The organism is Commensalibacter sp. Nvir, assembly GCF_963921845.1.
Lineage (GTDB): Bacteria > Pseudomonadota > Alphaproteobacteria > Acetobacterales > Acetobacteraceae > Commensalibacter.
Window position 1 is genome coordinate 1 of record NZ_CAWUGZ010000116.1, and the last position, 23,000, is coordinate 23,000.

General features: G+C 34.8%; 18 protein-coding genes and 1 pseudogene. 11 read left to right on the forward strand and 8 right to left on the reverse strand.

Translation table 11 applies throughout. The features are described 5' to 3' along the window. Positions 1-155, reverse strand: a pseudogene (locus AABE15_RS07255) (alpha/beta hydrolase); the annotation flags it as partial. A 329-nt stretch (positions 156-484) separates the two neighbouring features. On the opposite strand from AABE15_RS07255, the gene AABE15_RS07260 reads away from it, so the two are divergent. From AABE15_RS07260 to AABE15_RS07295, 8 genes are all read left to right on the forward strand, one after another. Then, positions 485-1,597, forward strand: a complete 1,113-nt coding sequence (locus AABE15_RS07260; protein WP_338330623.1) for a cysteine desulfurase family protein — start codon at positions 485-487, stop codon at positions 1,595-1,597. Between the two features lie 19 nt (positions 1,598-1,616). Continuing rightward, on the forward strand, positions 1,617-2,780 hold the full coding sequence (locus AABE15_RS07265) for a cysteine desulfurase family protein (protein WP_338330624.1): 1,164 nt from the start codon (positions 1,617-1,619) through the stop codon (positions 2,778-2,780). 27 nt (positions 2,781-2,807) lie between these two features. Beyond that, the gene (locus AABE15_RS07270) at positions 2,808-3,122 is read left to right on the forward strand and encodes a ferredoxin family 2Fe-2S iron-sulfur cluster binding protein (protein ID WP_338330625.1); all 315 of its coding nucleotides are present in this window, start codon (positions 2,808-2,810) and stop codon (positions 3,120-3,122) included. 3 nt (positions 3,123-3,125) lie between these two features. Beyond that, positions 3,126-4,196, forward strand: a complete 1,071-nt coding sequence (gene mnmA, locus AABE15_RS07275; RefSeq protein WP_338330626.1) for a tRNA 2-thiouridine(34) synthase MnmA — start codon at positions 3,126-3,128, stop codon at positions 4,194-4,196. 106 nt (positions 4,197-4,302) lie between these two features. Next, the gene (locus AABE15_RS07280) at positions 4,303-5,316 is read left to right on the forward strand and encodes an ABC transporter substrate-binding protein (RefSeq protein WP_338330627.1); all 1,014 of its coding nucleotides are present in this window, start codon (positions 4,303-4,305) and stop codon (positions 5,314-5,316) included. A gap of 33 nt (positions 5,317-5,349) precedes the next feature. After that, a complete protein-coding gene (locus AABE15_RS07285; protein WP_338330628.1) occupies positions 5,350-6,450 on the forward strand; it encodes a glycosyltransferase family 4 protein in 1,101 nt (366 codons plus the stop codon). A 4-nt stretch (positions 6,451-6,454) separates the two neighbouring features. Then, the gene (locus tag AABE15_RS07290; RefSeq protein WP_338330629.1) at positions 6,455-7,777 is read left to right on the forward strand and encodes an O-antigen ligase family protein; all 1,323 of its coding nucleotides are present in this window, start codon (positions 6,455-6,457) and stop codon (positions 7,775-7,777) included. Between the two features lie 1,114 nt (positions 7,778-8,891). After that, positions 8,892-11,000, forward strand: a complete 2,109-nt coding sequence (locus AABE15_RS07295) for a beta-galactosidase (protein WP_338330630.1) — start codon at positions 8,892-8,894, stop codon at positions 10,998-11,000. A 96-nt stretch (positions 11,001-11,096) separates the two neighbouring features. Here the strand turns inward: AABE15_RS07295 and AABE15_RS07300 are convergent, their stop codons facing one another. Continuing rightward, on the reverse strand, positions 11,097-12,329 hold the full coding sequence (locus tag AABE15_RS07300; RefSeq protein ID WP_338330631.1) for an MFS transporter: 1,233 nt from the start codon (positions 12,327-12,329) through the stop codon (positions 11,097-11,099). A 557-nt stretch (positions 12,330-12,886) separates the two neighbouring features. Here AABE15_RS07300 and AABE15_RS07305 point away from each other — a divergent pair. Both AABE15_RS07305 and AABE15_RS07310 read left to right on the forward strand, forming a co-directional pair. Beyond that, complete coding sequence (locus tag AABE15_RS07305) at positions 12,887-13,903, forward strand: CobW family GTP-binding protein (RefSeq protein WP_408870265.1); 1,017 nt, start codon at positions 12,887-12,889, stop codon at positions 13,901-13,903. Between the two features lie 25 nt (positions 13,904-13,928). Further along, positions 13,929-14,990: a WD40 repeat domain-containing protein gene (locus AABE15_RS07310; RefSeq protein ID WP_338330633.1), complete on the forward strand. Its 1,062-nt coding sequence runs from the start codon at positions 13,929-13,931 to the stop codon at positions 14,988-14,990. An 87-nt stretch (positions 14,991-15,077) separates the two neighbouring features. On the opposite strand, the gene AABE15_RS07315 is transcribed toward AABE15_RS07310, so the two are convergent. Further along, a complete protein-coding gene (locus AABE15_RS07315) occupies positions 15,078-15,959 on the reverse strand; it encodes a cation diffusion facilitator family transporter (RefSeq protein WP_338330634.1) in 882 nt (293 codons plus the stop codon). A gap of 19 nt (positions 15,960-15,978) precedes the next feature. Continuing rightward, complete coding sequence (locus AABE15_RS07320; protein WP_338330635.1) at positions 15,979-16,947, reverse strand: cation diffusion facilitator family transporter; 969 nt, start codon at positions 16,945-16,947, stop codon at positions 15,979-15,981. A 175-nt stretch (positions 16,948-17,122) separates the two neighbouring features. On the opposite strand from AABE15_RS07320, the gene AABE15_RS07325 reads away from it, so the two are divergent. Next, positions 17,123-18,736 (forward strand): FAD-dependent protein, encoded by a 1,614-nt coding sequence (locus AABE15_RS07325; RefSeq protein ID WP_338330636.1) that lies wholly within the window; start codon positions 17,123-17,125, stop codon positions 18,734-18,736. 393 nt (positions 18,737-19,129) lie between these two features. On the opposite strand, the gene AABE15_RS07330 is transcribed toward AABE15_RS07325, so the two are convergent. The 4 genes from AABE15_RS07330 to AABE15_RS07345 all read right to left on the reverse strand — a co-directional run bounded on the left by AABE15_RS07330 (position 19,130) and on the right by AABE15_RS07345 (position 22,943). After that, positions 19,130-19,642 carry a GNAT family N-acetyltransferase gene (locus AABE15_RS07330; RefSeq protein ID WP_338330637.1) on the reverse strand — a complete coding sequence of 171 codons (513 nt, stop codon included), beginning with the start codon at positions 19,640-19,642 and terminating at the stop codon, positions 19,130-19,132. Positions 19,643-19,829: 187 nt separating this feature from the next. Continuing rightward, positions 19,830-21,095, reverse strand: coding sequence for a Y-family DNA polymerase (locus AABE15_RS07335; RefSeq protein WP_338330638.1), 1,266 nt, complete (start codon positions 21,093-21,095; stop codon positions 19,830-19,832). Continuing rightward, entirely contained in the window at positions 21,092-21,553 is a 462-nt protein-coding gene (locus AABE15_RS07340; RefSeq protein ID WP_338330639.1) for a translesion error-prone DNA polymerase V autoproteolytic subunit, read from the reverse strand. Before AABE15_RS07340 ends, AABE15_RS07335 begins: the two co-directional genes overlap by 4 nt. A 472-nt stretch (positions 21,554-22,025) precedes the next feature. Further along, entirely contained in the window at positions 22,026-22,943 is a 918-nt protein-coding gene (locus AABE15_RS07345; RefSeq protein ID WP_338330640.1) for a glycyl-radical enzyme activating protein, read from the reverse strand. Positions 22,944-23,000 lie beyond the last annotated feature (57 nt).

Here is a 23,000-nt window from a genome sequence, read left to right on the forward strand (position 1 = left end):
GCTTGATACATTGTATACGTAATTCGATTATTCATCGTTCCACCTTGTAAAGGATGAGGATGAAGAATTAAGGCAAGGGGGGCTTTGGGTTGGTGTGAATGATGATAGCGTCCCTCAAGACGGCCGACAGGACCTGCAAACATTACCTCTGGCATATAGTTATCCGTGTATATATCTAAACTGATAGGGTTTACTGTTCTAGGACAGGTTCTAAATTAACAATTTGATAGGTTTATAGAGGTTATCTCTATAAAACGATTTTATGTAAAGTAAAAGGGTTTTTAAAAAAAATTATAAATAATCGTTAATATTTGGCTTAAAATTTACTTTCGTTTTAAAATTATGGAACAGTTAAGCTTTTTTTAATTTTATTTATTATTACATGTATATTCTAAGATATATTCGACAATGATTGAATTACGAATAATTATATCATGAAATGGCTTGCCGATTAACTTTATTTTCGAAATAATGGTATTTTTTAATGCAAAACGCAAAACCTCTTGTTTACCTAGATGCGAATGCCAGTGAACCCATACGTGAAAGTGCAATGCAGGCAATCATCACTGCATTGAAGGTAACAGGCAACCCTTCTTCGGTACATACGTTGGGAAGAAAATGTTATCATTTGTTGGAAGACGCACGTGAAACACTAGTATCATGTTTTGGTGGTAGCGTCCAAAATTGTATTTTTACGTCTGGTGGTACAGAAGCTGATGTTTTAGCTGTTCATGGTCAAATACATCAAAGACCACTTTGGGTAGGAGCAACAGAACATCCTGCTATTTTAAATATTAGTCATTCTAAATTCGTTTTGCCAGTGAACGACAAAGGGGTTATTGATTTAGCTTATTTTGAAAATGCTTTGCAAAATACCCCTATAGCTCCCTTAGTTTGTTTGATGTACGCGAACAACGAAACGGGTGTTATCCATCCTATTCAAAAAGTTTCTGAGTTGTGTCAGCGTTATGGTGCTTTGTTGCATGTCGATGCAGTACAAGCGGCTGGTCGCATTCCTGTTAATTTAGAACATTTGGGTGCAGATAGTATAGCTTTTTCGGCTCATAAAATGGGGGGGGCTAAAGGAGCAGGCTTATTATTGCTTAACTCTAGAGATCACAACGCTGTGAGCGTGTTGAATCCACTTTTTGCTGGAGGCGGACAAGAACAAAACAGGAGAGGAGGGACACAAGGGCTGCCCACTATAGTAGGTATGGCTGTTGCGGCTAAAGAAGCTTGTAACAATCATAGAAAAGATATTGCATTGATGCGAGATGAAATCGAAATACAGATGAAAAAGCTTGGGGCAGTTATCTGTGGCGAAGAGGCAAATAGGCTTGATAACACGTCTTGTATTGCTTTTGCAGGCATTCCTGCACAAAAACAGTTTATGGCGTTGGACATGGCAGGGTTTTGTGTATCAACAGGGTCAGCTTGTTCTTCAGGAAAAATTTCACAATCGCAAGTGTTAAAAGCAATGGGGTTGGAAAATTTGGCGGGCTGTGCTCTTCGTGTTTCTTTGCCTTGGAATATAAAATCAGAAGATATTTCAAGGTTTATTGACGTTTATCGGCATTATATTAAAACTGTAATTTAAAAATTTAGGATCAAGGCATTTGGATAAACTTATATATTTAGATTATCAGGCAACAACACCTTGTGACGAGCGTGTTTTCAAAAGTATGCTACCTTATTATACTACGTGCTATGGGAATGCTCATTCTGAGCACATTATGGGTAAGACTGCGTTACAAGCAGTTGAACAGGCTAGAAAAAACGTTGCTGATTTAATTGATGCTGATAGTAAAGAAATTATATTTACCTCTGGTGCCACAGAATCTAATAATTTAGCAATCCAAGGGGCGGTTGCCTATTTACTAAGTCAAGGAAATCAAGCAAAACAAGTTATTACTCTTGCGACTGAGCATAAAAGCGTTTTGGAAACCGTTCAATCGGTAGTAAAATTAGGACTTAACCCTATTGTTTTACCGGTTAATTCAGAGGGTTTCGTTAATTTAAATAGGTTAGAAAATGCCTTAAAGCAGCCAACATTACTCGTGAGCATTATGATGGCTAATAATGAAACAGGGGTTATACAATCTGTAAAAGAAATAGCTTCTCTTAGTCATCGTTACGGAGCGATTTATCATTGCGATATTGCTCAAAGTGTTGGAAAGTTAGCTTATCACTTGTCCATGAAGGCATTGGATATTGATATGGCCTCCATATCTGGGCATAAAATATATGGCCCAAAGGGCATAGGTGCTTTATTTTTAAGACGAAAACCTCGTATGAGGTTGCTTCCTTTGTTTTATGGGGGGGGACAAGAAAGAGGCTTACGATCTGGTACGCTTGCGGTGCCCTTAATTGTTGGGTTAGGAGAAGCGTGTAAAATCTTGATTGAGGAAGGTATAGAAGAAATTCAAAGGTTAGCCGATTTCAAACGAATGCTTTTGCAAAACTTATATAAAAATATACCTCATCTAAACATTAACGGTTCGCAGGAGCATTGCCTTCCTGGATGTGTCAATTTACGTCTACCTCAATTAAAAGCTTCAGAATTGTTTAAGCGGGTATGTAATTTGTGCTTATCCTCCAGTTCTGCGTGTAGCGAATCTTCCTTAGCACCTTCTTATGTTTTAAAAGCCATGGCGTTATCGGATGAAGAAGCATTTCGAAGTATACGATTGTCGTTTGGACGCATGACAACATTAAAAGAAGTTCAACAGACAATTCATTCTTTATCTCAAGCCTGGCTTGATGCTATGACAGTATTATAATTTATTTAGTGCGGAGTATAAAAAGAAATGCCTCGAGTAATTTTTATTGAACATGATGGTGTAAGACGTGAAGTGGATGCTCCTGTTGGGCTATCAATATTAGAAATTGCTCATCAAAATGACATTGAACTTGAAGGTGCGTGTGAAGGCTCACTTGCTTGTGCCACTTGTCATGTCATTGTAGATGATGAGTGGTGGTCTAAACTAGGTCCAGCGAGCGAAGAAGAAGAGGACATGTTAGACTTAGCTTTTGGTTTAGAAAAAACATCGCGTTTGGGTTGTCAAATCATTATGAGTGAGGAATTGGATGGCATAGTCATTCACTTACCTAAGCAGTCTTAATCCATGCGGATAATGGTAGCGATGTCAGGAGGGGTAGATAGTTCTGTAAGCGCTGCCCTTTTGAAAGAGCAAGGGCACGAAGTTTTTGGTGCAACGCTTCAGCTTTATGATGCTCGGGGAAATATCAAAAAGGGCGCTTGTTGTGCAGGTAAAGACATAAGAGATGCTCGTAGGGTAGCAGATCATCTTGGTATACCTCATTACGTTATTAATGCAGAAGAGCGTTTTCAAAAATCCGTTATTGAGCAATTTGCTTTAGCATATACTAGAGGTGAAACCCCTGTTCCTTGTATAGCGTGTAACCAAGGTGTAAAATTTACAGATTTATTAAAATTGGCTAGGGACCTAGGCGCCGATGCCATGGCAACAGGTCATTATGTTCGTCGAGTTGAAAAAAATAATAATATTGAACTTCATCGTCCCATCGACTTAAGTCGGGATCAAACGTGGTTTTTATTTGCAACTACATCTGAGCAATTAGAATTTTTACGTTTCCCTTTGGGAGATATGCCTAACAAAGAAGCGGTTCGCGATGAGGCATCAAGATTCGGTTTATCAGTGGCGCAAAAGTCAGATAGTCAAGATTTATGCTTCGTCCTTGATAAATCTTATGTAAAAATTGTAGAAAAAATAGCCCCTATGGGTATTTCCCCTGGTGATATTGTTAATGAGCAAGGTATGATTCTTGGTCGGCATGAAGGTATTGCCTATTATACAGTGGGACAAACCAAACGTTTAGGTAATCTTGCGATGATAAACGGTCAAAAGCAAATGGTGTTAAAAATCGATTCTAAAACACGCAGAGTAATTATTGGTCCCAAAAAGATTACAGGATGCAATCAATTTATCCTAAGAGATGTAAATTGGTTGATTCCTAAGATCCCTTCAGAATTAAAATGTAAAGTTCAAATTAGAGCGCGGGAAAAAGAACGTTCAGCAACATTAATCACAAAAGATAACAAACAAGTGACGGTTAAATTAGAGGATTATGCTCATCCTGCACCTGGACAAGCGTGTGTTTTTTATCAAGGTACTCGTGTATTAGGCGGGGGTTTTATTACGGCAAATAATTAAATATATAGTGAAATTGTTGTAAAAGTTTAATTCTATACATTTTAATTTTTTTTGTATTAAACTGTTAATATTTTAATGCTTTGCCCAAAAATGGAGACAATTCAGGTTGTTAGTTAAAAGCTTTTTAGAAAATTATTTTCGTATTCTTTGTATTGTTATACTTTTCTTATTTTTTTCATATTTAGTAATTTTACCCGCGAATGCTGAAATTCGCATTGCTTGGCAACAAAATATTGATGTTGCCAAGCTGGCTCAAACGAATGATGTTTTTCGTAAAATTACCGGTGATCGTATCAATTGGTTAGAATACGACGATGAATTTAAAATGATTCACGATCTTTCTATAGAAAAAATCGATTTCGCGCCTGTAAACATGATTACCTTAATGTCAGCCGTGACGGCAGGGGTACAAGTGCGCATTATTGCTGTGGATTATCAAGATGGTAGTGAAAGTGGTCTATTAGTTCAAAAAAGAAATCACATAGACCAAATATCTTTTTTGAAAGGAAAAAAAATAGGAGTACCCTTTCTGAGTAACGCTCACTACAGTTTGCTTGAAGTTTTAAAAAATTATAATATAAACCTTGATCAAGTTCAATTGATTAACATGACCCCTCGCGAAATAGAAGAGGCTTGGAAAAAAAATCAACTTGATGCTGCATTCGTTGAGGGAATGTCTTTCATTAATCTTAAAAAAACAGGTGTTATTCTTGTAACTTCAAAAGAACTTGCTGATAAAGGTAATCCAACCTATGTATTCTGGATTTCAATGGATAATACAGTAGCTGATAAACCCCAGATGGTACAATCGTTCGTCGACGCGATATTAAAAAATCAGCAGCGTTTTAAATTGCATCAATCTGACTTTGTAGCTAATTCTAAAGTAATTAAAGCCACCGCTTCTTTTTTAAAAGCTTCTCCGACAGATATTTTGACAATCTTGAATGGCCAGGAATATTTAAGTCAAAAAAGTCAATATCTATTGATAAATCGTATTTTACCCTCCTACCTTGATAAAGTAGGTCTTTTTCTACGTAATTATAATGTTATAAATAATGTGTTGCCAGATTATCTAATCTATATTTATCCTACGTTTATTAATGAAGCTCAAAAAAATTAAATCATTAAATTTAAATGTGTGTTAGATAAATTTATGCGCATTGTGACTGTTTTACCTCTTAAAGAAGGTTTTTCGTCGGCAGGTATTGGTGCTATCGGATTACTTGTAAAACGGTTGGCGCAGAGAAATGACATTATTATTGGCCGATTTTGTAAAGATACACCTTATTTAAAAGACCAATATTATGGAATAAAACAAACTTGGTTATCGCGTTTTAATAAAAATAGAGATTATCAAAAGGGTGTAATTAATAGAATAAAACATTTGAATCCAACGATAGTAGAAATTCATAATTGCCCTCGAATGGCGCGATCTATTTCTAAAATTTTTCCTAGGATACCTGTAACGCTAATACTTCATAATGATCCTCTAGAGTTAGGCGGAACGAAAAAAAGGAAACAAAGACAATGTCTTATTAATAACGTCGATATTGTAGCAGTTTCGCCTTGGCTAAAAAATCGTTTTTTGAAAAATAACGTTCAGGGTATGGTAACCCTCATTCCTAATTCCTTGGACTTAACAGAAATTCCACCGTTTCGCAGTATTTTTGAAAGGGAAAAAACAATTCTTTTCGTTGGTCGTGTCGTTGCGGATAAGGGTGCCGATATTTTTGTAAAAATTGGCCAAAGGTTAATAGAGCATGATTCTAAATGGAGTATCGAATTAGTCGGTGCGGACCGTTTTACATATTCGAGTAAGGAAACGCCTTTTATTAAAACATTGCGTGAGTCCCTTACACCGTCGAGCATTAAATTTACCGGTTATTTGTCTCATAACAAAGTATTAGAAAAAATGGCACAGGCTTCTCTTATTATTGTACCAAGTCGTTGGGCAGAGCCTTTTGGTATGACAGCGTTGGAGGCTATGGCATGTGGAACCCCTTTAATCGTTACTTGTTCCGGAGCATTACCGTGGGTGGTGGGCAAGGGTGGAATTGTTGTAGAATCAGAAAATGAAGAAGCTTTATATAAAACACTATTAAATTTAATTTATGATAAGAAAAAGCAAGAACAACTATCCAAAAAAGCTTTAAAAAGAGCTTCTCAATTCTCACATGTTAATATTCAAAACCTACTCTGCAATCATAGAAAACGTTTGAGTTTGTTATCAAAAACAATGGTTAGGAGTACTTAATTGTATGGACAAATTAGATAGGTTTTTTTTTGCATCCAGTTTATTTTCAGTATTAATTTTACCGTTTTTTTTGACACATTTTCGTGGTGTTGCTGATTTTTTTATCAGTAATGTGGCGATGATTTTTGTTGTTCATGCTATTTTTAATAAAGATTGGCAGTGGGTTAAGCAGTTTTGGGTAATTATTGCCTTTATTTGGTGGAGTTGGTTGGTTCTTTGTACTATACCTGTCAAAACTTATCTTTTTACAAGAGAAGGAGGTAATGTATTTGAAGCCATTGCAGTTATACGTTTTATTTTCTTTGTCGCTGCTTTACAATATTGGGTTTTGAACGAGAAAATTTTTCGAGATTGGCTAAGAGTTATTATCATTTTATGTGCTCTTTATATTGTAACTCAGTTGTTGTTCCAATTTATCTTTGGTTTTAACTTTTTTGGTTCGCCTAGGTATATTGATGGTACGTTAACAGGGCCTTATACTCGACCCAGGGCTGCTGCTCCTTTGTCGAGAATATTTTTACCTATTACTTTGTACATATGTTCTTATCTTTTTGTATATGCCAAGGGTGGCCTAAAGCAAGTTTGTGCATTTTTCATTTTATTGTTTGCTATTGTTATTCTTGCCCTTGCAGGCCAGCGTATGCCTTTCTTATTGTTTATTTTAGGATTAATTGTTTCTAGTATTTGGATACGTCCTTTAAGAATTCTAGCCTTAACTTTAATCATTCTTATTCCTTTTGTTTTAATGATAATAGCTTTTATTTCTCCAGGTAGTTTTCATCATCTCGTAGTACGTTTTATTGAACAAATGTCACATTTTACAATGAGTGCTTATGGACTTGTTTATGTACGTGCGTTGGTAATGGGTATAATGAATCCTTGGCTGGGATTAGGGTATGATGCGTTTAAACATGCTTGTACAGAGTCTATATATTTTCATGGCTTGTTTTATTTGAAGTTAACCAATTTCGATGGAGGCGGTTTAGCCGTTTGTTTAACGCATCCACATAATCATTATCTACAAGCTTTGGTCGATAGTGGAGTTCCTGGCTTAAGTCTTTTTATTTTGTTAATTTTTTCTTGGCTAAAAAAACTTGCGCAGGGGTTGGAGGATTCAATAGTTTATATAGATCATCCTTGGGATAGATTTTGGCGTGTTGGCTTGTTTGCCGCTGTATTTATTCATGAATGGCCTCTAGCTTCTACAAGTAATTTTACTAATATGCCCCTAGGAGGTTGGTTTTTTTTAATTCTTGGCTTAGGTCTTTCTTATAGTCAAGACTATCAAGCATGTTCTGCAATGGATGGTAAAATAAGTAAATCCTGATAAGGACAGACGTGAGCAATAAAATTTTAGTCACGGTTATTTTTTAATTTTAGTGGATTAAAGAAATTTACCTTTTTATAATATTATGAACCATATAAAAAAAATATGCCGTTATTGTTAATGAATATGGATAACTAGGTATTGATAACAATAAAATTCTTAGTGCCAGTAAAACATTTTTTTAAAATTAAATGGACATATTATACTCTTTATAATGATTTCCTTTGAGTTATGACTAAACTTAAAGGTTAGTAAACATTATTATAAACACCAAGAGTCTATTTTCTATAGAGTAAGCAAGTATGCCCACTTTAAATGCATGAGAAGGTAGTTTTTAGAGCCTAGAAATTTGATTTTTTTATTCAAATGAAGTTACATTTATATGAATTATTAAAAGAATTTTTTTTCTCGACTTTTTGAGTGATTAAAACTAAAAATTGTTAAAAAATGTACTACAAATTTTGTCAAAACACTTCTAAACGCTTGAATTTTTTACAACATGACTATTTAAGAAGATAAAAAATCTTGTTGTAGTATCGTTAGTATTAAAGAATCCTACGTTAAAGTTAAAGAAGAGTTATTATATTTTTACCGAGTTGTCGGTAGAAATAAAATTTTTGTTGATTTTGCATCGCTTGCTGAAAAGAATTTTTAGATAGTTCAACGTTTATTTAAATTTTTTTTAAATAAAATTGCCCATTTATTGTTGCTTATATTGGACCGGATGAAAGACGTCATTTCCTAGAGAAAATAAGCAATTGATCCATAAATATAGTTTTTTATGCTTGTTAACGTGCATCGTAAAATTTTTGAAGGTGTGTGTAAAATGATTTTTCAAATTAAGCAAAGTCATTTCTAAAAGTTAATGCTTTAAGCTTTTCTTTTTTACACCGCAAGAAAAAAATTGAACGGTATAGGACTAGATTTTAACTATAAAAATTGTAGTTAAAAAATAAAATGGACAGCTAAATAAACCAACCCCATAAAAATTTTTTTAAAATTAATAATTTTCTTGCTCATTAATAGATCTTATTTTTCTAAGAAATTAAAATCTATTATAAATTTGTGACAAATTCTTAGGATTGTTTTTTTTCATTTTTTATGAAATCAATATTTGTTTATTTTTAATAACATTTTTTTAAAATATAAAAGTAATTATAATATAAATCTCTATATTAAAGGAAATATTATGGATAAAATTTATTACGGTGTTGCATATTATAGAGAGTATTTGCCTGTAGAAAGACTAGATGAAGATATAAAATTAATGCTTGATGCAGGAGTTAATTACGTTAGGATTGCAGAAAGTACGTGGAGTACATATGAACCCCAAGAAGGTCATTTTGATTTCAGTTCAATCCTTATCGTTTTGGATAAAATGCATAAGCATAAAATTGATGTCATCATTGGCACCCCAACCTATGCTATTCCTGCATGGCTTGCTAAAAAATATCCTGATGTTATGGCGGTCACACCCAATGGGCGCAACAAATATGGGCATCGCCAAAAAATGGATATTACCCATCCAGTCTATCTTTTCTATTCCGAGAGAATTATACGTAATTTAATGGTTGCAGTAGCAAGTCATCCCGCAGTTATTGGATTCCAAATTGATAACGAAACAAAATATTACGATAGCTGTGGTGATAATGTTCAAATTGAATTCGTTAAATATTTAAAGAAAAAATTTAATGGGGACTTAAACAAATTAAATGAGTGTTATGGTTTAGATTATTGGAGTAACCGTGTTGATACTTGGGAAGATTTTCCCTCAGTGATTGGAACTATTAACGCAAGTTTGGGGTGTGAATTTCAGAAATTTCAAAGAAAATTAGTGACTAATTTTTTACAATGGCAAGCTAATATTGTTAAAGAATATACATTACCGCGTCAATTTATTACCCATAATTTTGATTTTGAGTGGAGGACCTGGTCATACGGAGTTAATGCTGAGGTTAATCATTTTGATAGTTCAAAAGCAGTGGATATTACTGGTGTTGATATTTATCATCCAAGTCAAGATCAGCTAACGGGTATTGAAATTGCATTTGCTGGGGATATTGCGCGTAGCACCAAGAAAAAAAATTATTTAGTATTAGAGACAGAAGCACAGGCTTTTAAAAATTGGACTCCTTATCCAGGGCAACTTAAATTACAAGCTTATAGTCATATTGCCAGTGGCGCAGCCTTAATTGGATATTGGCATTGGCATTCGATTCATAATTCTTTTGAAACATATTGGAAAGGTTTACTGAGTCACGATTTGCGTCCCAATCCTGTTTATTATGAAGCATGCACTATTGGAAGTGAACTAAAAAAACTATCACCGCATATTCTTAGTTTAACTAAACGTAACAAGGTAGTTTTTATTGTAAGTAATGAATGCCTTAGCGCTATTGATTGGCATCCTTATAAAGGACATCAGTTTGATAGGAATTTCCTTCATCAATATAATGATGTTTTTAGATTATATTACGATACCTTATATAAAATGAACATTGAGGTAGATATTTTACCTATCGATGATAATTCTATTTTTGAATATGATCTTTTAATAGTCCCGCTTCTTTATACAGCAAGTAATGAGCAATTAGAGAAATTAAATCAATATGTTGCCAAGGGTGGTAACGTTATTTACTCGTTCAAATCAGGTTTCTCTGACGAATATATGAAAGTTAGAACTAAGATCCAGCCTGGAATTATATCTGAAGCTTGTGGTGTAACTTATCAATTATTTGTTGAGCCTAATGATGTCAATTTAATGTCGGATGTTCTTGATTTTAATGAGTGTGATTGTAAAATACACGATTGGATGGAATTATTAGAACCTTTTGATCAAACAACAATTCTAGCTAACTATGATCATCCTTATTGGGGAAAATACGCTGCCATTACTTGTAATGATTACGGCAAAGGGCGTGCAATATATGTTGGGTGCTCCATTTCTTCATCTATTTTACATAAAATTTATCAATATATTTTGCAAAAACCTCGATTATCCGATCTAAAATCTTCGCATCATTTTCCATTAATTATTAAAAACGCCATCAACAGTCAAAATCAAAAATTACGGTTTTATTTTAACTATTCAGAAAAACCAATTCATGTATTTTTTGATGAGAAAAAAGGAAAAGATTTACTCAACGATACCATTGTTAAGCATAACGATAAATTGTGTTTACAAGATTGGGGGGTTTTAATTATTGCCTTGGATGATAATTAAAAAAAATAAAAATTATTCAATTATTTTAATCTGTTAAAATATGTATTTTAACAGATTTTTGGAAAAATTAAATTTTGATATTCAATGATAGTACATTTATTTTTTAACAGATTTAATGAATAAAATTAAAATACCTCCTACCATAGAAAATATAAATGAAACAATAAAGATTGCAGAAAAGCCAAATTGTGAAATTACGAGTGCTGCAATAACAGGAGCTATAGCTTGAGTAAGCGTGTTACCTAAGTTGTAAATTCCTAAGAAAAAAGCAACTTGATTTTTGTCTGGTATGACTTCTAAATTTAAAAAATTATCTAAAGAATTCCAAATGCCCATTCCCAATCCAGCCATTATTCCATAGGTAACAATTCCTATAGTATTAGGAAATAAATACATGCTCAAAGCCCCAATACCTAAAAAAATAGTTGAGAGAGCAACTGGTATTTTTAATAATTTTAATTTGTCAGCTAAAGGGCCAACGGTAAAACCCATTACAATCCCTAATGCAAACATGATTCCATTAATTAACTGAATAGAGGATTGTGTATCTGTATTATTTTTATGCATAAAATCCGTTATGATATACAGCAAGTATCCCGTAACAGCGAAATTTCCCACTCCTTGCGAAAGTTTGGCAATAAAAGCTAAATAATAATCTCTTCCTTTTTTCCACGTTGGAAATATTTTTAAAGAGTCTTTTAAAGATAAACTTTTCTTTTGATTTTTTTCTATTGGTTCATCGATATTAGACGGTTCTCGAACAATTAATACAGCAATAAGCGTTCCTATAAAGGTAATAATACCAAAAGTAATAAATCCCAATCTTATTTGGTTCAAAAACATAGCGGCAATAATAGTGAATCCATTATTTCCGAGAGCAAAACCAATTCCTCCATAGGCACTCGATGCGGTTCCTCGACCTTCTGGACATGTAAAGTCAATCCATGCAACCATAGGAGCCACAATAAAATTCAATCCAATTTGAGCTAGCACCCAACTTATCAGTAAAAAAGGAATTGTATTTGATGTCGATGCAACACCCATAGCTGTCATGAATGTAATCGCACCACACATTATCCAAGGTGCTCGCTTTCCAAATCGTGATCGCGTTCTATCGGATAAGTAACCTGCTGTAATATTTGAAACAGAGCCTACGATCATGGCACAAACTGAAAATAATGCGAGCAATTCCACTTTATGTTTGGGATCAAGCTGTTGAATCAATCCAGGAATAAATAAACTAGCAGCTGCAATATATGGACCTAACCACGTAGCAGGACCTATAATGAGCGCTGGAACAAGACGCTTTAAAGGAATTATTGTCTTCATAATAGAAATACCTTTAAATTAAAACACCATAATAATTAAATAACTATGGATAAAGTTACAAATTAGAATAATTTTCATTTATGGTTATTTGCATGCTAAAGGGCAAGAGTTAAAAATTCATCTTTTTTTATTGTTAATCGAAGGCAAAACATTTAAAAAAGTAATTTTGCAACTAAAGTAAGTATAAAAATAATCTTAACAAAGTTTATTTCAAAGTTAACGCGAAATGAAAAATCTTGCTTTATATAGAGTGATCTTTTTATTTAGAAAGTAGATTTTTTTACTTATAACATAGAAAAAATTGTTTTTAAGATCTAAGAAATATTTTAAATTTTTTTATCTTAATTATGCCATGATTGTACAGATCATGAATGGGCATTTTAGTTATTTTTAAGCTATCAAAATAAAAAACAATTGTTTTTTCAACCCTAGCAGAGAGCTTATTGTAATAACACTTAACTTAACGTTTTTATAAGATATATATATTTATCATAGAAATGTTTAAAAGGGTTTAGAAAGCTCTTGTACAGGGTTGACAGTAAAATAGGGAAAATATGATGAAGGCAGATGTAAGCAACAAAATTCCTGTAACGGTAATTTCCGGCTTCCTGGGTGCAGGAAAAACTACTCTTCTTAATCATATTTTGACCCAACAGCATGGAAAAAAATATGCTGTTATTGTCAATGAATACGGAGAACTGGGTATTGATAACGATTTGATCATTGGTGCTGACGAAGAAATTCTTGAAATGAATAATGGATGCGTATGTTGTACCATCCGTGGTGACCTTATTCGAGTTATAAGTAAATTGATAAAAAGACGATCACGATTTGATGGGATTATTGTTGAAACTACAGGACTTGCAGACCCTGCGCCTGTTGCGCAAACCTTTTTTATCGATGACGATGTTAAAAATAATACAAAGCTTGATGCGGTAATCACAGTTGTAGATGCTTGGTATGTTGGACAGACTTTGGACAGCAATAAAGAAGCTGTAAATCAAATTGCTTTTGCTGATGTAGTTCTTATTAACAAGATAGATTTAGTTGATACTCCAGATCTTAAGAAAATTACTCAGAGAATTAACTCTATCAATCCTTTTGCTAAGATTTATTATTCTAATAAAAGTGAAATTGCCTTAAAAAACATCCTGGATCAAGGAGGCTTCGATTTAAATAAGGCATTGACGTTGTTACCTAACTTTTTAGATAATTTTCACGACCACGACCACGACCACGATCTTAAAGTAAATCATTCACATGGTGATGGAGTGACCAGTCTATCTTTTGTCGAAAATAGACCTCTTGACGCAGAAAAGTTCAATTTTTGGATAATGTCCGTTTTGCAACAGATAGGGATGAACTTATTGAGAACGAAAGGAATACTAAATTTTCAGGGAAGTGAGGATTGTTTTGCCTTTCAGGCTGTTCACATGATGGCTGAAGGGGATTTTCTACGTCCATGGAAAGAAAATGAAACACGTAGTTCACGTTTAGTATTTATCGGGTATAATTTGGACGAAAAAAAGCTTAAAGAGGGATTTAGACAGTGTGTCCACTCTAATTTAATATAATAGGCTCTAAGTTAAGATGTTTGCTATGTCAAAATTTGATCAATTAATAGATAGTCGTGGTTTTTATAAAGCGGTTGAAGGCTATGTTATTGACTGTGTTGCTTCCAATAACAATGAATTTTTTTCTGTTGCGACAGCTGACGGAGAGCTATGGGTCATTGATTGTAAGCAGTTTGCCAGTGCAAAATCATGGCAAAACTATCGCCCGCATAATGGTGGAATATTATGTTTGACACAAGGTTTTGATAATAATAGCTTCTTAACAGCTGGGGATGACAACCAAATCGCCTTTACAAAACTAGGAGATAAATCCAGTTTTGTTTTAAAAACAATGGGATGGGTTGAGCATATGCATACTTGGTTGGACTCAAATTCTAATTCTTATAATGTAGCGCTAAGTGTTGGAAAACAAATCGTTGTTTATAGAAATAGTTTTAAAACACTTTTCTTAACGCTGGAACATTCATCAACCGTCAATGATTTTTGTTTGAATAAGCAAAAAAACGCATTAGCAATGGCGCATTACGATGGAGCGACATTGTGGAAATTAGAGACTAAAAACAGTAAAAAATCAAAAGAATTTTCCTGGTCAGGCAGTCACTTACAAATTCTTGTTCATCCTAAAAATGAAGTAATCGTAACCTCTATGCAAAATTACGATCTTCATGGTTGGCGTATATCAGACGGTCATAATATGCGTATGAGCGGATATGACACAAAGGTAAAATCGTTGAGCTTTTCCCAAGATGGTAAATGGTTGGCGACGAGTGGGACTGAATCCGTCGTGCTTTGGCCTTTTTTTGATGGTGGACCAATGGGGAAAGTACCTAACGAGCTTCCTGGAATACCTAACCATCAATGTTCTTTTGTGCAATTTCATCCTGTTATAAATACCTTATTGGTTGCAGGATTTACAGATGGAAGTATTTTACTATTTAGCATCAACGACGAGAAAATTTTACCGATTGTTATGGGAAGAGAAAAAAGAATAGGATCCATTTCATGCATAAAATTTAATTCTTTGGGAAATATGTTATGCTTTGGTACTGAAGAGGGGTATGCAGGCATTGTTAATATGTCTAAATAAGTATTCTTCCGCTTTAGTTAATACAATCAACCACTAGCAACAAGCGTTAATCAATTTCAATAGGTTGTGTGGGATAGAGGTGTCAGATTAGATATGCGTTTCGGGTTCAACATGTATATTAATGGAAACAGATCCAATAGCCTTAGCAAGTGCGTATTCAATACGGTCACAAATTTGATGAGCCTGAGAAACGGTTAAAGTACCAGGAACAATAAGGTTGAAATCAATAAAAGTCATAGATCCTGCTTGACGAATTCGTATCATATGGCAGTCAATGGCTTCTGGTGCATGTGTATGGACGATATTTTTTATAGTTTCTTTGAGCGTTAAGGAAGGCACTCTATCCATTAGTCCATTTACAGATTGCTTCATGATTTTAAAACCAATGCGTATAATATTGACAGCAATAAGTAAACCGAGCAGTGAATCAAGAGGTTGCCATTGAAAAATAGGAATTAAGACAAATCCTGAAATTAATCCTACCGTTGTCCACACGTCGGATAAAACATGCTCACCCCCAGCAATTAAAGCAGGAGAGCGCAATTTTTTTCCAAGTTTAATGAGGGTTAATGACCAAACGAGATTGACGATTCCTGCAGAACCATTGATAAATATACCTAAAAAAGGCGAATTTAGTATTTTGGGGTGCTGTAGTCCCTGCCACGCTTCGTGGACAATAAGAATTGCAGTAAATAAAACCAATAATCCTTCCGCGGCGGCAGATAAATATTCTGCTTTATAATGCCCATACGTATGGTCATAATCCGCGGGTAGGGAAGCAACGTACAGACTCATAGTAGTGAAGAGTGCTGCAGCGACGTTAATTAACGTTTCAAGCATGTCCGAATAAAAGGCCACGCTGTTGGTAACATGCCAAGCGAGATACTTAAGATACAATACAAGGAAGCTAATAAAGATGCTTCCTATGCTAAGAAGTATTTTTGGATCTTTTAGGAGTTTTACAACCATAATGTATATTGATATGGGATTAAACGGTTCCCGCATGGGCAAGTAAACATTTTTTAGCTTCTTTAACGCGTTCGATTTGGAAGGTTGCGTGATGTATTTTAAACTTAGTCATTAGGTTTTGAGAAAGATTAGCTAAAAAATCTTCAGAGTGTTGGGAACTATCACTGACCAAATGAACCGTTAACGCGGTCTCTGTAGTACTCATTGCCCAAATATGCAAGTCATGAAGATCAACGATACCAGGTAATGAGCGTAAATAGTGTTCAATAGCCTTGGTGTCCATATCCACAGGAACACCATCAACGGCTAAGGTTACTGAATTTTTTAACAAAGACCAAGTGCCCCAGATAATGAAAACGGAAACGAGAAGGCTTATAATAGGATCAACAATATTAAGATGCGTAAAGACAATGATAATACCGCTGATAATGACAGCAAAAGACAAGAGGGCATCATATGCCATATGTAAAAAAGCACCTTTAATATTAAGATCGTCTTTTTGTCCAGAAGCAAATAATAGCGCGGTCAGCCCATTTACCACCACCCCTACTGCAGCAACAATAATAATAGCCCAACCCCCTACAGAAGTAGGATAAATAATACGTTCAATAGCTTCCCAAATAATACCACCCGTGACAATAAGTAAAATAATAGCGTTACTTAAAGAAGCAAGTATGGAGGTTCGCCTATACCCATAAGTAAATTTTTGTGTAGGTTGTTTTTTGCTTAAATACATAGCAACCCATGCACAAGCTAGGGCTAATATATCCGATAAATTATGACCAGCATCTGCCAGAAGGGCTAAAGAATTAGCATAAAGTCCCCATAATGCTTCAATTACAACGTATAAAAGGTTTAACGTAATTCCAAAAGCAAACGCTCGGCCAAACGATTTCGGCGTATGATGGTGAGAATGATTATGACCATGACTATGATCATGGTTATGACCGATTTTATGTTTTGAATGAAAATCACAATGGGAGGCCACGATTAATTTTATCCTTTAGTTAATAATTTAATGCAGAATAAGAGGCTAAATGCAGTTACATGTCTCGTTTAATAATACATGAATTGTAAAATTAAAAATACATTACTTTAAAGTTTAATGAAATATTCATATATACTGCTGTTCTTATTACTTTTTACTCTATATTTGAAATGTCATGATACGAATAACGGAACTCAGACTACCTCTTGATCACACTAAAGAACAATTAAAAGAGGCATTGCAACGTTGCCTGCCCGTGCCTATTCGGTGTTATCATATTATTAGAAAAGCTTACGATGCACGTAAACGTGGTTACATACAATTTGTTTACACCATTGACTGCGAAGTAGAAAATGAAGAGTTTTGTTTTGAAACTAAATTAGGCAAAAATGTTAAAAAATCTTTGGAAAGAAAATATAATTTTGTCGTTCAACCTTCGAAAGGTGAGACAATTAGTCGAAGGCAAGATTATCAAAGACCTATTATTGTAGGGGCTGGACCATGTGGGCTTATGTCTGGCTTAATATTGGCTCAAATGGGGTTGAGACCACTTATTTTAGAGCGCGGCAAACCCGTACGAGAACGTGCGAAAGATACATTTAATTTTTGGCGTCATTCGCAATTTAATCCAGAAAGTAATGTTCAATATGGAGAAGGGGGGGCAGGTACGTTTTCAGATGGTAAATTACACACTCAGATTTCCGACCCCAATTTTTACGGATATAAGGTATTAACTGAATTTGTTAAAGCGGGTGCACCAGAAGAAATTTTATTTATTTCCAAGCCTCATGTTGGTACGTTTCGTTTGGTTAGTATAGTAGAACATATACGGAATGAAATCGAAACCTTAGGTGGAAGCTACCAATTTAATGCCTGTGTAAAGTCGCTGATTATGGATCAAGATAGGCAGGTTAAAGGCATTCGTTTAAGCAATGGACAAGAAATTGAAACGCGTCACGTGATTTTAGCTACAGGACACAGTGCGCGTGATGTTATGATTGGATTAGCTGATCAGGAGGTTTTTATTGAGGCTAAACCCTTTTCTGTAGGTGTTCGAATAGAGCACCCTCAATCTTTAATTGACATGGCTCGTTTTGGATCTCAAGCAGGTCATAAATTGCTTGGGGCTGCTGACTACAAGTTGATCCATCATACGCAGAGCCAACGAGGGGTATATTCATTTTGTATGTGCCCTGGTGGAAGCGTTATTGCGGCGGCTTCAGAACCAGGTGGAGTGGTGACCAACGGTATGAGCCAATACTCTCGTGCTGAACGAAACGCCAATGCTGCTATTGTTGTCAGTGTTGCACCTGGTAGGGATTATCAAAATTATGCACTTGCAGGAATCGATTTTCAGAGAGATTTAGAACAGAAAGCTTTTGAGATAGCAGGAAGAAACTATAAAGCGCCTGCTCAGCGCCTAGAGGATTTTTTACACGACAGAGCCACCAAACGTTATGGTGACGTTGTGCCTTCTTACAAGCCCGGTACAGAACCTATTAATTTGACGACAATATTGCCCAAGTTTATTGTACAATCAATTAAAGAAGCTTTACCTGCTTTTGACCGAAAATTAAAAGGTTTTAATTTTGCTGATGCAGTCATGACAGGGGTGGAAACAAGAACGTCTTCCCCAATTCGAATAACTAGAAATGATAAATATCACAGTGTGAATACACCAGGGCTATACCCTTCGGGGGAAGGGGCTGGCTATGCAGGGGGAATTATGTCCGCTGCAATTGATGGAATTAAAGTGGCGGAGGCAGTAGCTCAAGATTTAACTAAATAGAAAACCTTACAATAAATTTTTCTGAATTATGCCAATCACCAGATTAAAAGGGGAGTTTAGAGTTGGGGTATGAATAATATTGGTACTGTATAAGGTATAAAGTAGTCCTTTATCGATTTAGGTATCTTTAAACTCTATATCTATAAAAGAGCTTAAAATATAGAGTTCGCGGTAGAAAGCCTAGAAGTTACTTGCGATATAAGCTTATGTTCTTTGTAAATATCTGAGTAAAAATACTAGCAAAATTATCTTTGAGAAAACTCCAAACGGCAAGTTTTACATGTAAGCAGAGCTCATAAGGTAAAATAATTTTTAATTTTTCTTAATATAACCAGAACACAATATACAGCTGGTATGCGTCGTTACTTTGGTTGCTCCCTCAATTAAATAGAATTAATGAGGGGAATGATACTCCATATAGACAGCGGTCTCTCCATAAGTTGTTACAATATCTTTTAACGTCCCTGTTGCTAGTTTAAAATAAAAACCATAATGGTGCCAAAATTTTTGCGAATTTTGCACGGAGACGAGACAGGCTTTGTCTAAATTTTTATCAGAAAGTGCTGAGAAAAAGCGCTTAACTAGACAGTTTGCGATTCCTAACCCTCTGGCGTCAGGATTAATGGATAAATCATGCAAGTAGAGACAATTTGGTTTTTCAACAATAGGTGCCGTTGCATTTAAAACAGGCGGTTTTTCGAGTAAAGCAGGTATGGATAATAAATAACCCCTTATAGTACCCTTGTATGTGGCGATAAAGCACGTATTAGGATTTGAACGTATTTTCAAACCCAAAATTTCTGCTGGTTCTGGTTCTATGGCATGATAGCAGCGTTTTTGTATTTCCATAATGGTGTTTAGATGGGAAAGCTTAGCAAAATGGGTAGTAATATCGGATTCTATCATTTAGTGTTACGATCAGACTCGTTTAATATTTGTTGTATAGTATATTTTCTTATTAAATTAAGAATGGGTGGGTTAAGTTTTATAGAACTGGATATGGGGTTGTATAAGTTAAAAACAATTGCAATACCGTTATTTTTTATCAAGAAGATGTTTTCTACTAAGTATTTTTGAGGGGTTCTTGGAAATATTAAACCTTAATTAGCGGAAGTTCATCCCAGCGGGTTGTATAGCGTTTGCTTAATAATTCACGTTTTAAATTCCATGGCGCCTCAGGGCGAATACCTCCAAAACGAATTGTACCGCGTCCTAATTTATGATTAATTTTGTCCAATGTTTTCATTAATATATCGTTTTTAAAAAAGGTAGGAGTGGTTTGTAATGATCTAAAAAAATCAAGTTGTCTCATATCTTTATCTACTAAGTCCAACAACATAACCCCCGCTTTTTGATAACAAAATTGTTTTTTGTAGATACTATGTACTCCTTTCTGAGCAGCTTGAATGATGACACGTGTGTCATCCGTAGGGTAAGGGAGTGGAATAACAATTGACGGGAAATAACGTAGGTGTTTGTCGTGAAAACGGTTTGTTCTCATAAACACTAAAATTGCCTGTGCTAAAGAGTGTTGTGCTCTTAGTTTTTCGGCACCGCGACTGGCATGGGTGCGAATTGCTTCGTGTATATCATTCAAATCGTTGCTAAGTTGGCCGAAACTGCGTGAGGTCATAATATTTTTTTTAGGCGTTTCTAAATCGCCTAGGTCAATACACGCAATTCCTCTGAGTTCCAATATCGTGCGTTCGACGACCACCGAAAAATGGTTTCTAATATGTTTGGGATCGGCGTTTCTTAGTTGCCAGGCATTTTTAATGGACATATTTTCTAGTCTTAAGGCTAATCGTTTTCCTATTCCCCATATATCAGTAACAGAAAAAGAATTTAAAATAGATTCCAATTCACTTCCATTATGATTTAAATAGTAAATCCCTCTAAATTGAGGGTTTTTTTTGGCGATGTGATTGGCAATTTTAGCCAAGGTTTTGGTAGAGGAAAGACCGATAGAGACGGGTATTCCTGTACATTGCCTAATTTTTGCTTTTAATTGAATGCAGTCGTTTATAAAATTTGTGTTGTCGTTTAGCGTGATAAAAGCTTCATCGATAGAGTAAAATTCTATTTCGGGTATATGTTGCTGAACAATATCAAACACACGTTGGCTCATATCGCCATAAAGTTCGTAGTTTGAGCTAAAAAGAATTATTTTTTTTCTAATATCTGGGGGGATTTTAAAGGCAGGCATACCCATAGGTACAAAAGGTTTTAGTTCGTTTGATCGCGCAATCACACAACCATCGTTATTAGAAAGAATGCCAAGGGGTTTACCGTCTAATTTTGGATTGAACGCTCGTTCGCAAGACGCATAAAAATTATTACAATCAATCAAACCGATCATTTGTGATGAGTTCGAAATGAATGAATGGTATGAATAATAACTCCCCAAATGTAAATTTCTTTATTCGTTATTCGAATAGGAGGGTAATTGGGGTTGCCTGATTTTAAATAAGGAATGTCATGCTCAATAGCCAGTGACTTACACGTAAGTTCGCCGTCCAAAGCAGCAATAACAATATCGCCTTGACGAGGTTCTAATGAGCGATCGACAATCAACAAATCACCGTCAAAAATACCATAATCCATCATCGAATCTCCAGATACTTTGATGTAATACGTTGAAGAAGGATGATGAATAAGATGTTCTAATAAATCCAACCTACTTTCGATATAATCATCGGCTGGTGAGGGAAACCCCGCATGAACAGGAATTTCAACATAAGGTAATTCTATGTATTCTGTTCGAAATTGAACCTTGCTAATATGAACCGCAACGGCTTCCACCAATGAAATCTCCATTCATAACTGTCTGAAAAGATACAATTTCACATTCATATACAGAAGAGCAAATAAACAAGCAATATAAGAGTTATAAGTTATTTACCAATAATGGATAGTATTATAAGAAATAATGAAGCTAAAAATTACTATTAAACCGTTGTTAATAACCTATTCCTAGCTTATTATTGCTTCTTAACAAAAATTGAAGATCACGCTATTTACATAATATTTTAATATTTTCTTTGCACAAAATAGACCATTTTGATGGTCTGTTTTTTCTTGGCAATGCATTGATATTTTTTAACTATTCTTATGGGATATCATGTTTAATTATCAGTAATAATTTGTATTTCGTACAAGTGCTTGAGACGATTTCATAAAATGCTTTAAATTTATTGTAACCGTTTTATTAAGCTCACTGCATTTAGCTTTAAGCTAAATAGATTTTTAATGCCTCAAGAGAGTATCAATCCCAACGACATAAATAATTTTAACCCCCAATCACGCATTCATATCCCATATTTTGGACGATTGATTTTAATTTTTCTATGGTTTCAGGAGGATTTTTAGCTTCTTTAGGCATAGCATAATCCATACCTAACAGATCGTACTTATTTTCACCAAATGTATGATAAGGCAATAAATGGATGACTTGAACATTATGCATGGTATCAACAAAGTTACAAACTGCTTTGATGTTTTCTTTGTCGTCATTAATATTTGGAATTAAAGGTACTCTCACCTCAACGTTTGTAATTTCAGAAATTAAAACCAAATTTTCCAGAATAATTTGATTGGAACATCCTACCGCCCATTGGTGAATTTTATTATCCATTACTTTGATATCGGTTAACGCCAAGTCTACATAAGGCATTACCATTTCAATTGTTTTTTTAGAAGCCGTTCCCGTTGTTTCCATTGCCGTATGCCATCCTTTTTCTTTGCATGCTTTTAGCATTTCAAGAGCAAATTCCGGCTGGAATAAAGGTTCCCCTCCTGAAAGTGTAATTCCACCATTGGATCGTCGATAGAGCGTAGAATCTTTTTGCAATTCTTTCATAACACGGCCAACGTTAGTACGTTCTCCTTTCATTTCCAGTGCTTGCATTGTACAGACTTCAACACAGGCATTACAGGCAACGCATTTGCTTCGATCAATAAAAGAGGGGGATTCAAAAGAAATCGCATCGTATGGACACACTTCGATACATTTTCCACAACGATCACAATTTTGTTTAATAAAAAATAATTCTGGCTGTGGGTTACGGGACTCAGGATTGCAACACCATTTGCAAGACAATGGACAACCTTTAAAAAAAGGAATAGTTCTAATTCCGTTTCCATCATGCAAAGAAAAGCGCTGAATATTAAAAATAATTCCTTCGGTATTATAATTCGCTGACGGCATCATCTTTCCTTATCGCTCCAGTAATCCTTAAAGAGGATGTTTATTCTCTTATAAACA

Excerpts from the sequence above, each read along its gene's own strand:
- AABE15_RS07335 (WP_338330638.1), bottom strand. The coding sequence starts at position 21,095 with ATGATCGGTTTGATTGATTGTAATAATTTTTATGCGTCTTGCGAACGA.
- AABE15_RS07300 (WP_338330631.1), bottom strand. The coding sequence starts at position 12,329 with ATGAAGACAATAATTCCTTTAAAGCGTCTTGTTCCAGCGCTCATTATA.
- AABE15_RS07325 (WP_338330636.1), top strand. The coding sequence starts at position 17,123 with ATGATACGAATAACGGAACTCAGACTACCTCTTGATCACACTAAAGAA.
- AABE15_RS07330 (WP_338330637.1), bottom strand. The coding sequence starts at position 19,642 with ATGATAGAATCCGATATTACTACCCATTTTGCTAAGCTTTCCCATCTA.
- AABE15_RS07310 (WP_338330633.1), top strand. The coding sequence starts at position 13,929 with ATGTCAAAATTTGATCAATTAATAGATAGTCGTGGTTTTTATAAAGCG.
- AABE15_RS07305 (WP_408870265.1), top strand. The coding sequence starts at position 12,887 with ATGAAGGCAGATGTAAGCAACAAAATTCCTGTAACGGTAATTTCCGGC.
- AABE15_RS07345 (WP_338330640.1), bottom strand. The coding sequence starts at position 22,943 with ATGCCGTCAGCGAATTATAATACCGAAGGAATTATTTTTAATATTCAG.
- mnmA (WP_338330626.1), top strand. The coding sequence starts at position 3,126 with ATGCGGATAATGGTAGCGATGTCAGGAGGGGTAGATAGTTCTGTAAGC.
- AABE15_RS07290 (WP_338330629.1), top strand. The coding sequence starts at position 6,455 with ATGGACAAATTAGATAGGTTTTTTTTTGCATCCAGTTTATTTTCAGTA.
- AABE15_RS07285 (WP_338330628.1), top strand. The coding sequence starts at position 5,350 with ATGCGCATTGTGACTGTTTTACCTCTTAAAGAAGGTTTTTCGTCGGCA.
- AABE15_RS07340 (WP_338330639.1), bottom strand. The coding sequence starts at position 21,553 with ATGGAGATTTCATTGGTGGAAGCCGTTGCGGTTCATATTAGCAAGGTT.
- AABE15_RS07315 (WP_338330634.1), bottom strand. The coding sequence starts at position 15,959 with ATGGTTGTAAAACTCCTAAAAGATCCAAAAATACTTCTTAGCATAGGA.
- AABE15_RS07270 (WP_338330625.1), top strand. The coding sequence starts at position 2,808 with ATGCCTCGAGTAATTTTTATTGAACATGATGGTGTAAGACGTGAAGTG.
- AABE15_RS07260 (WP_338330623.1), top strand. The coding sequence starts at position 485 with ATGCAAAACGCAAAACCTCTTGTTTACCTAGATGCGAATGCCAGTGAA.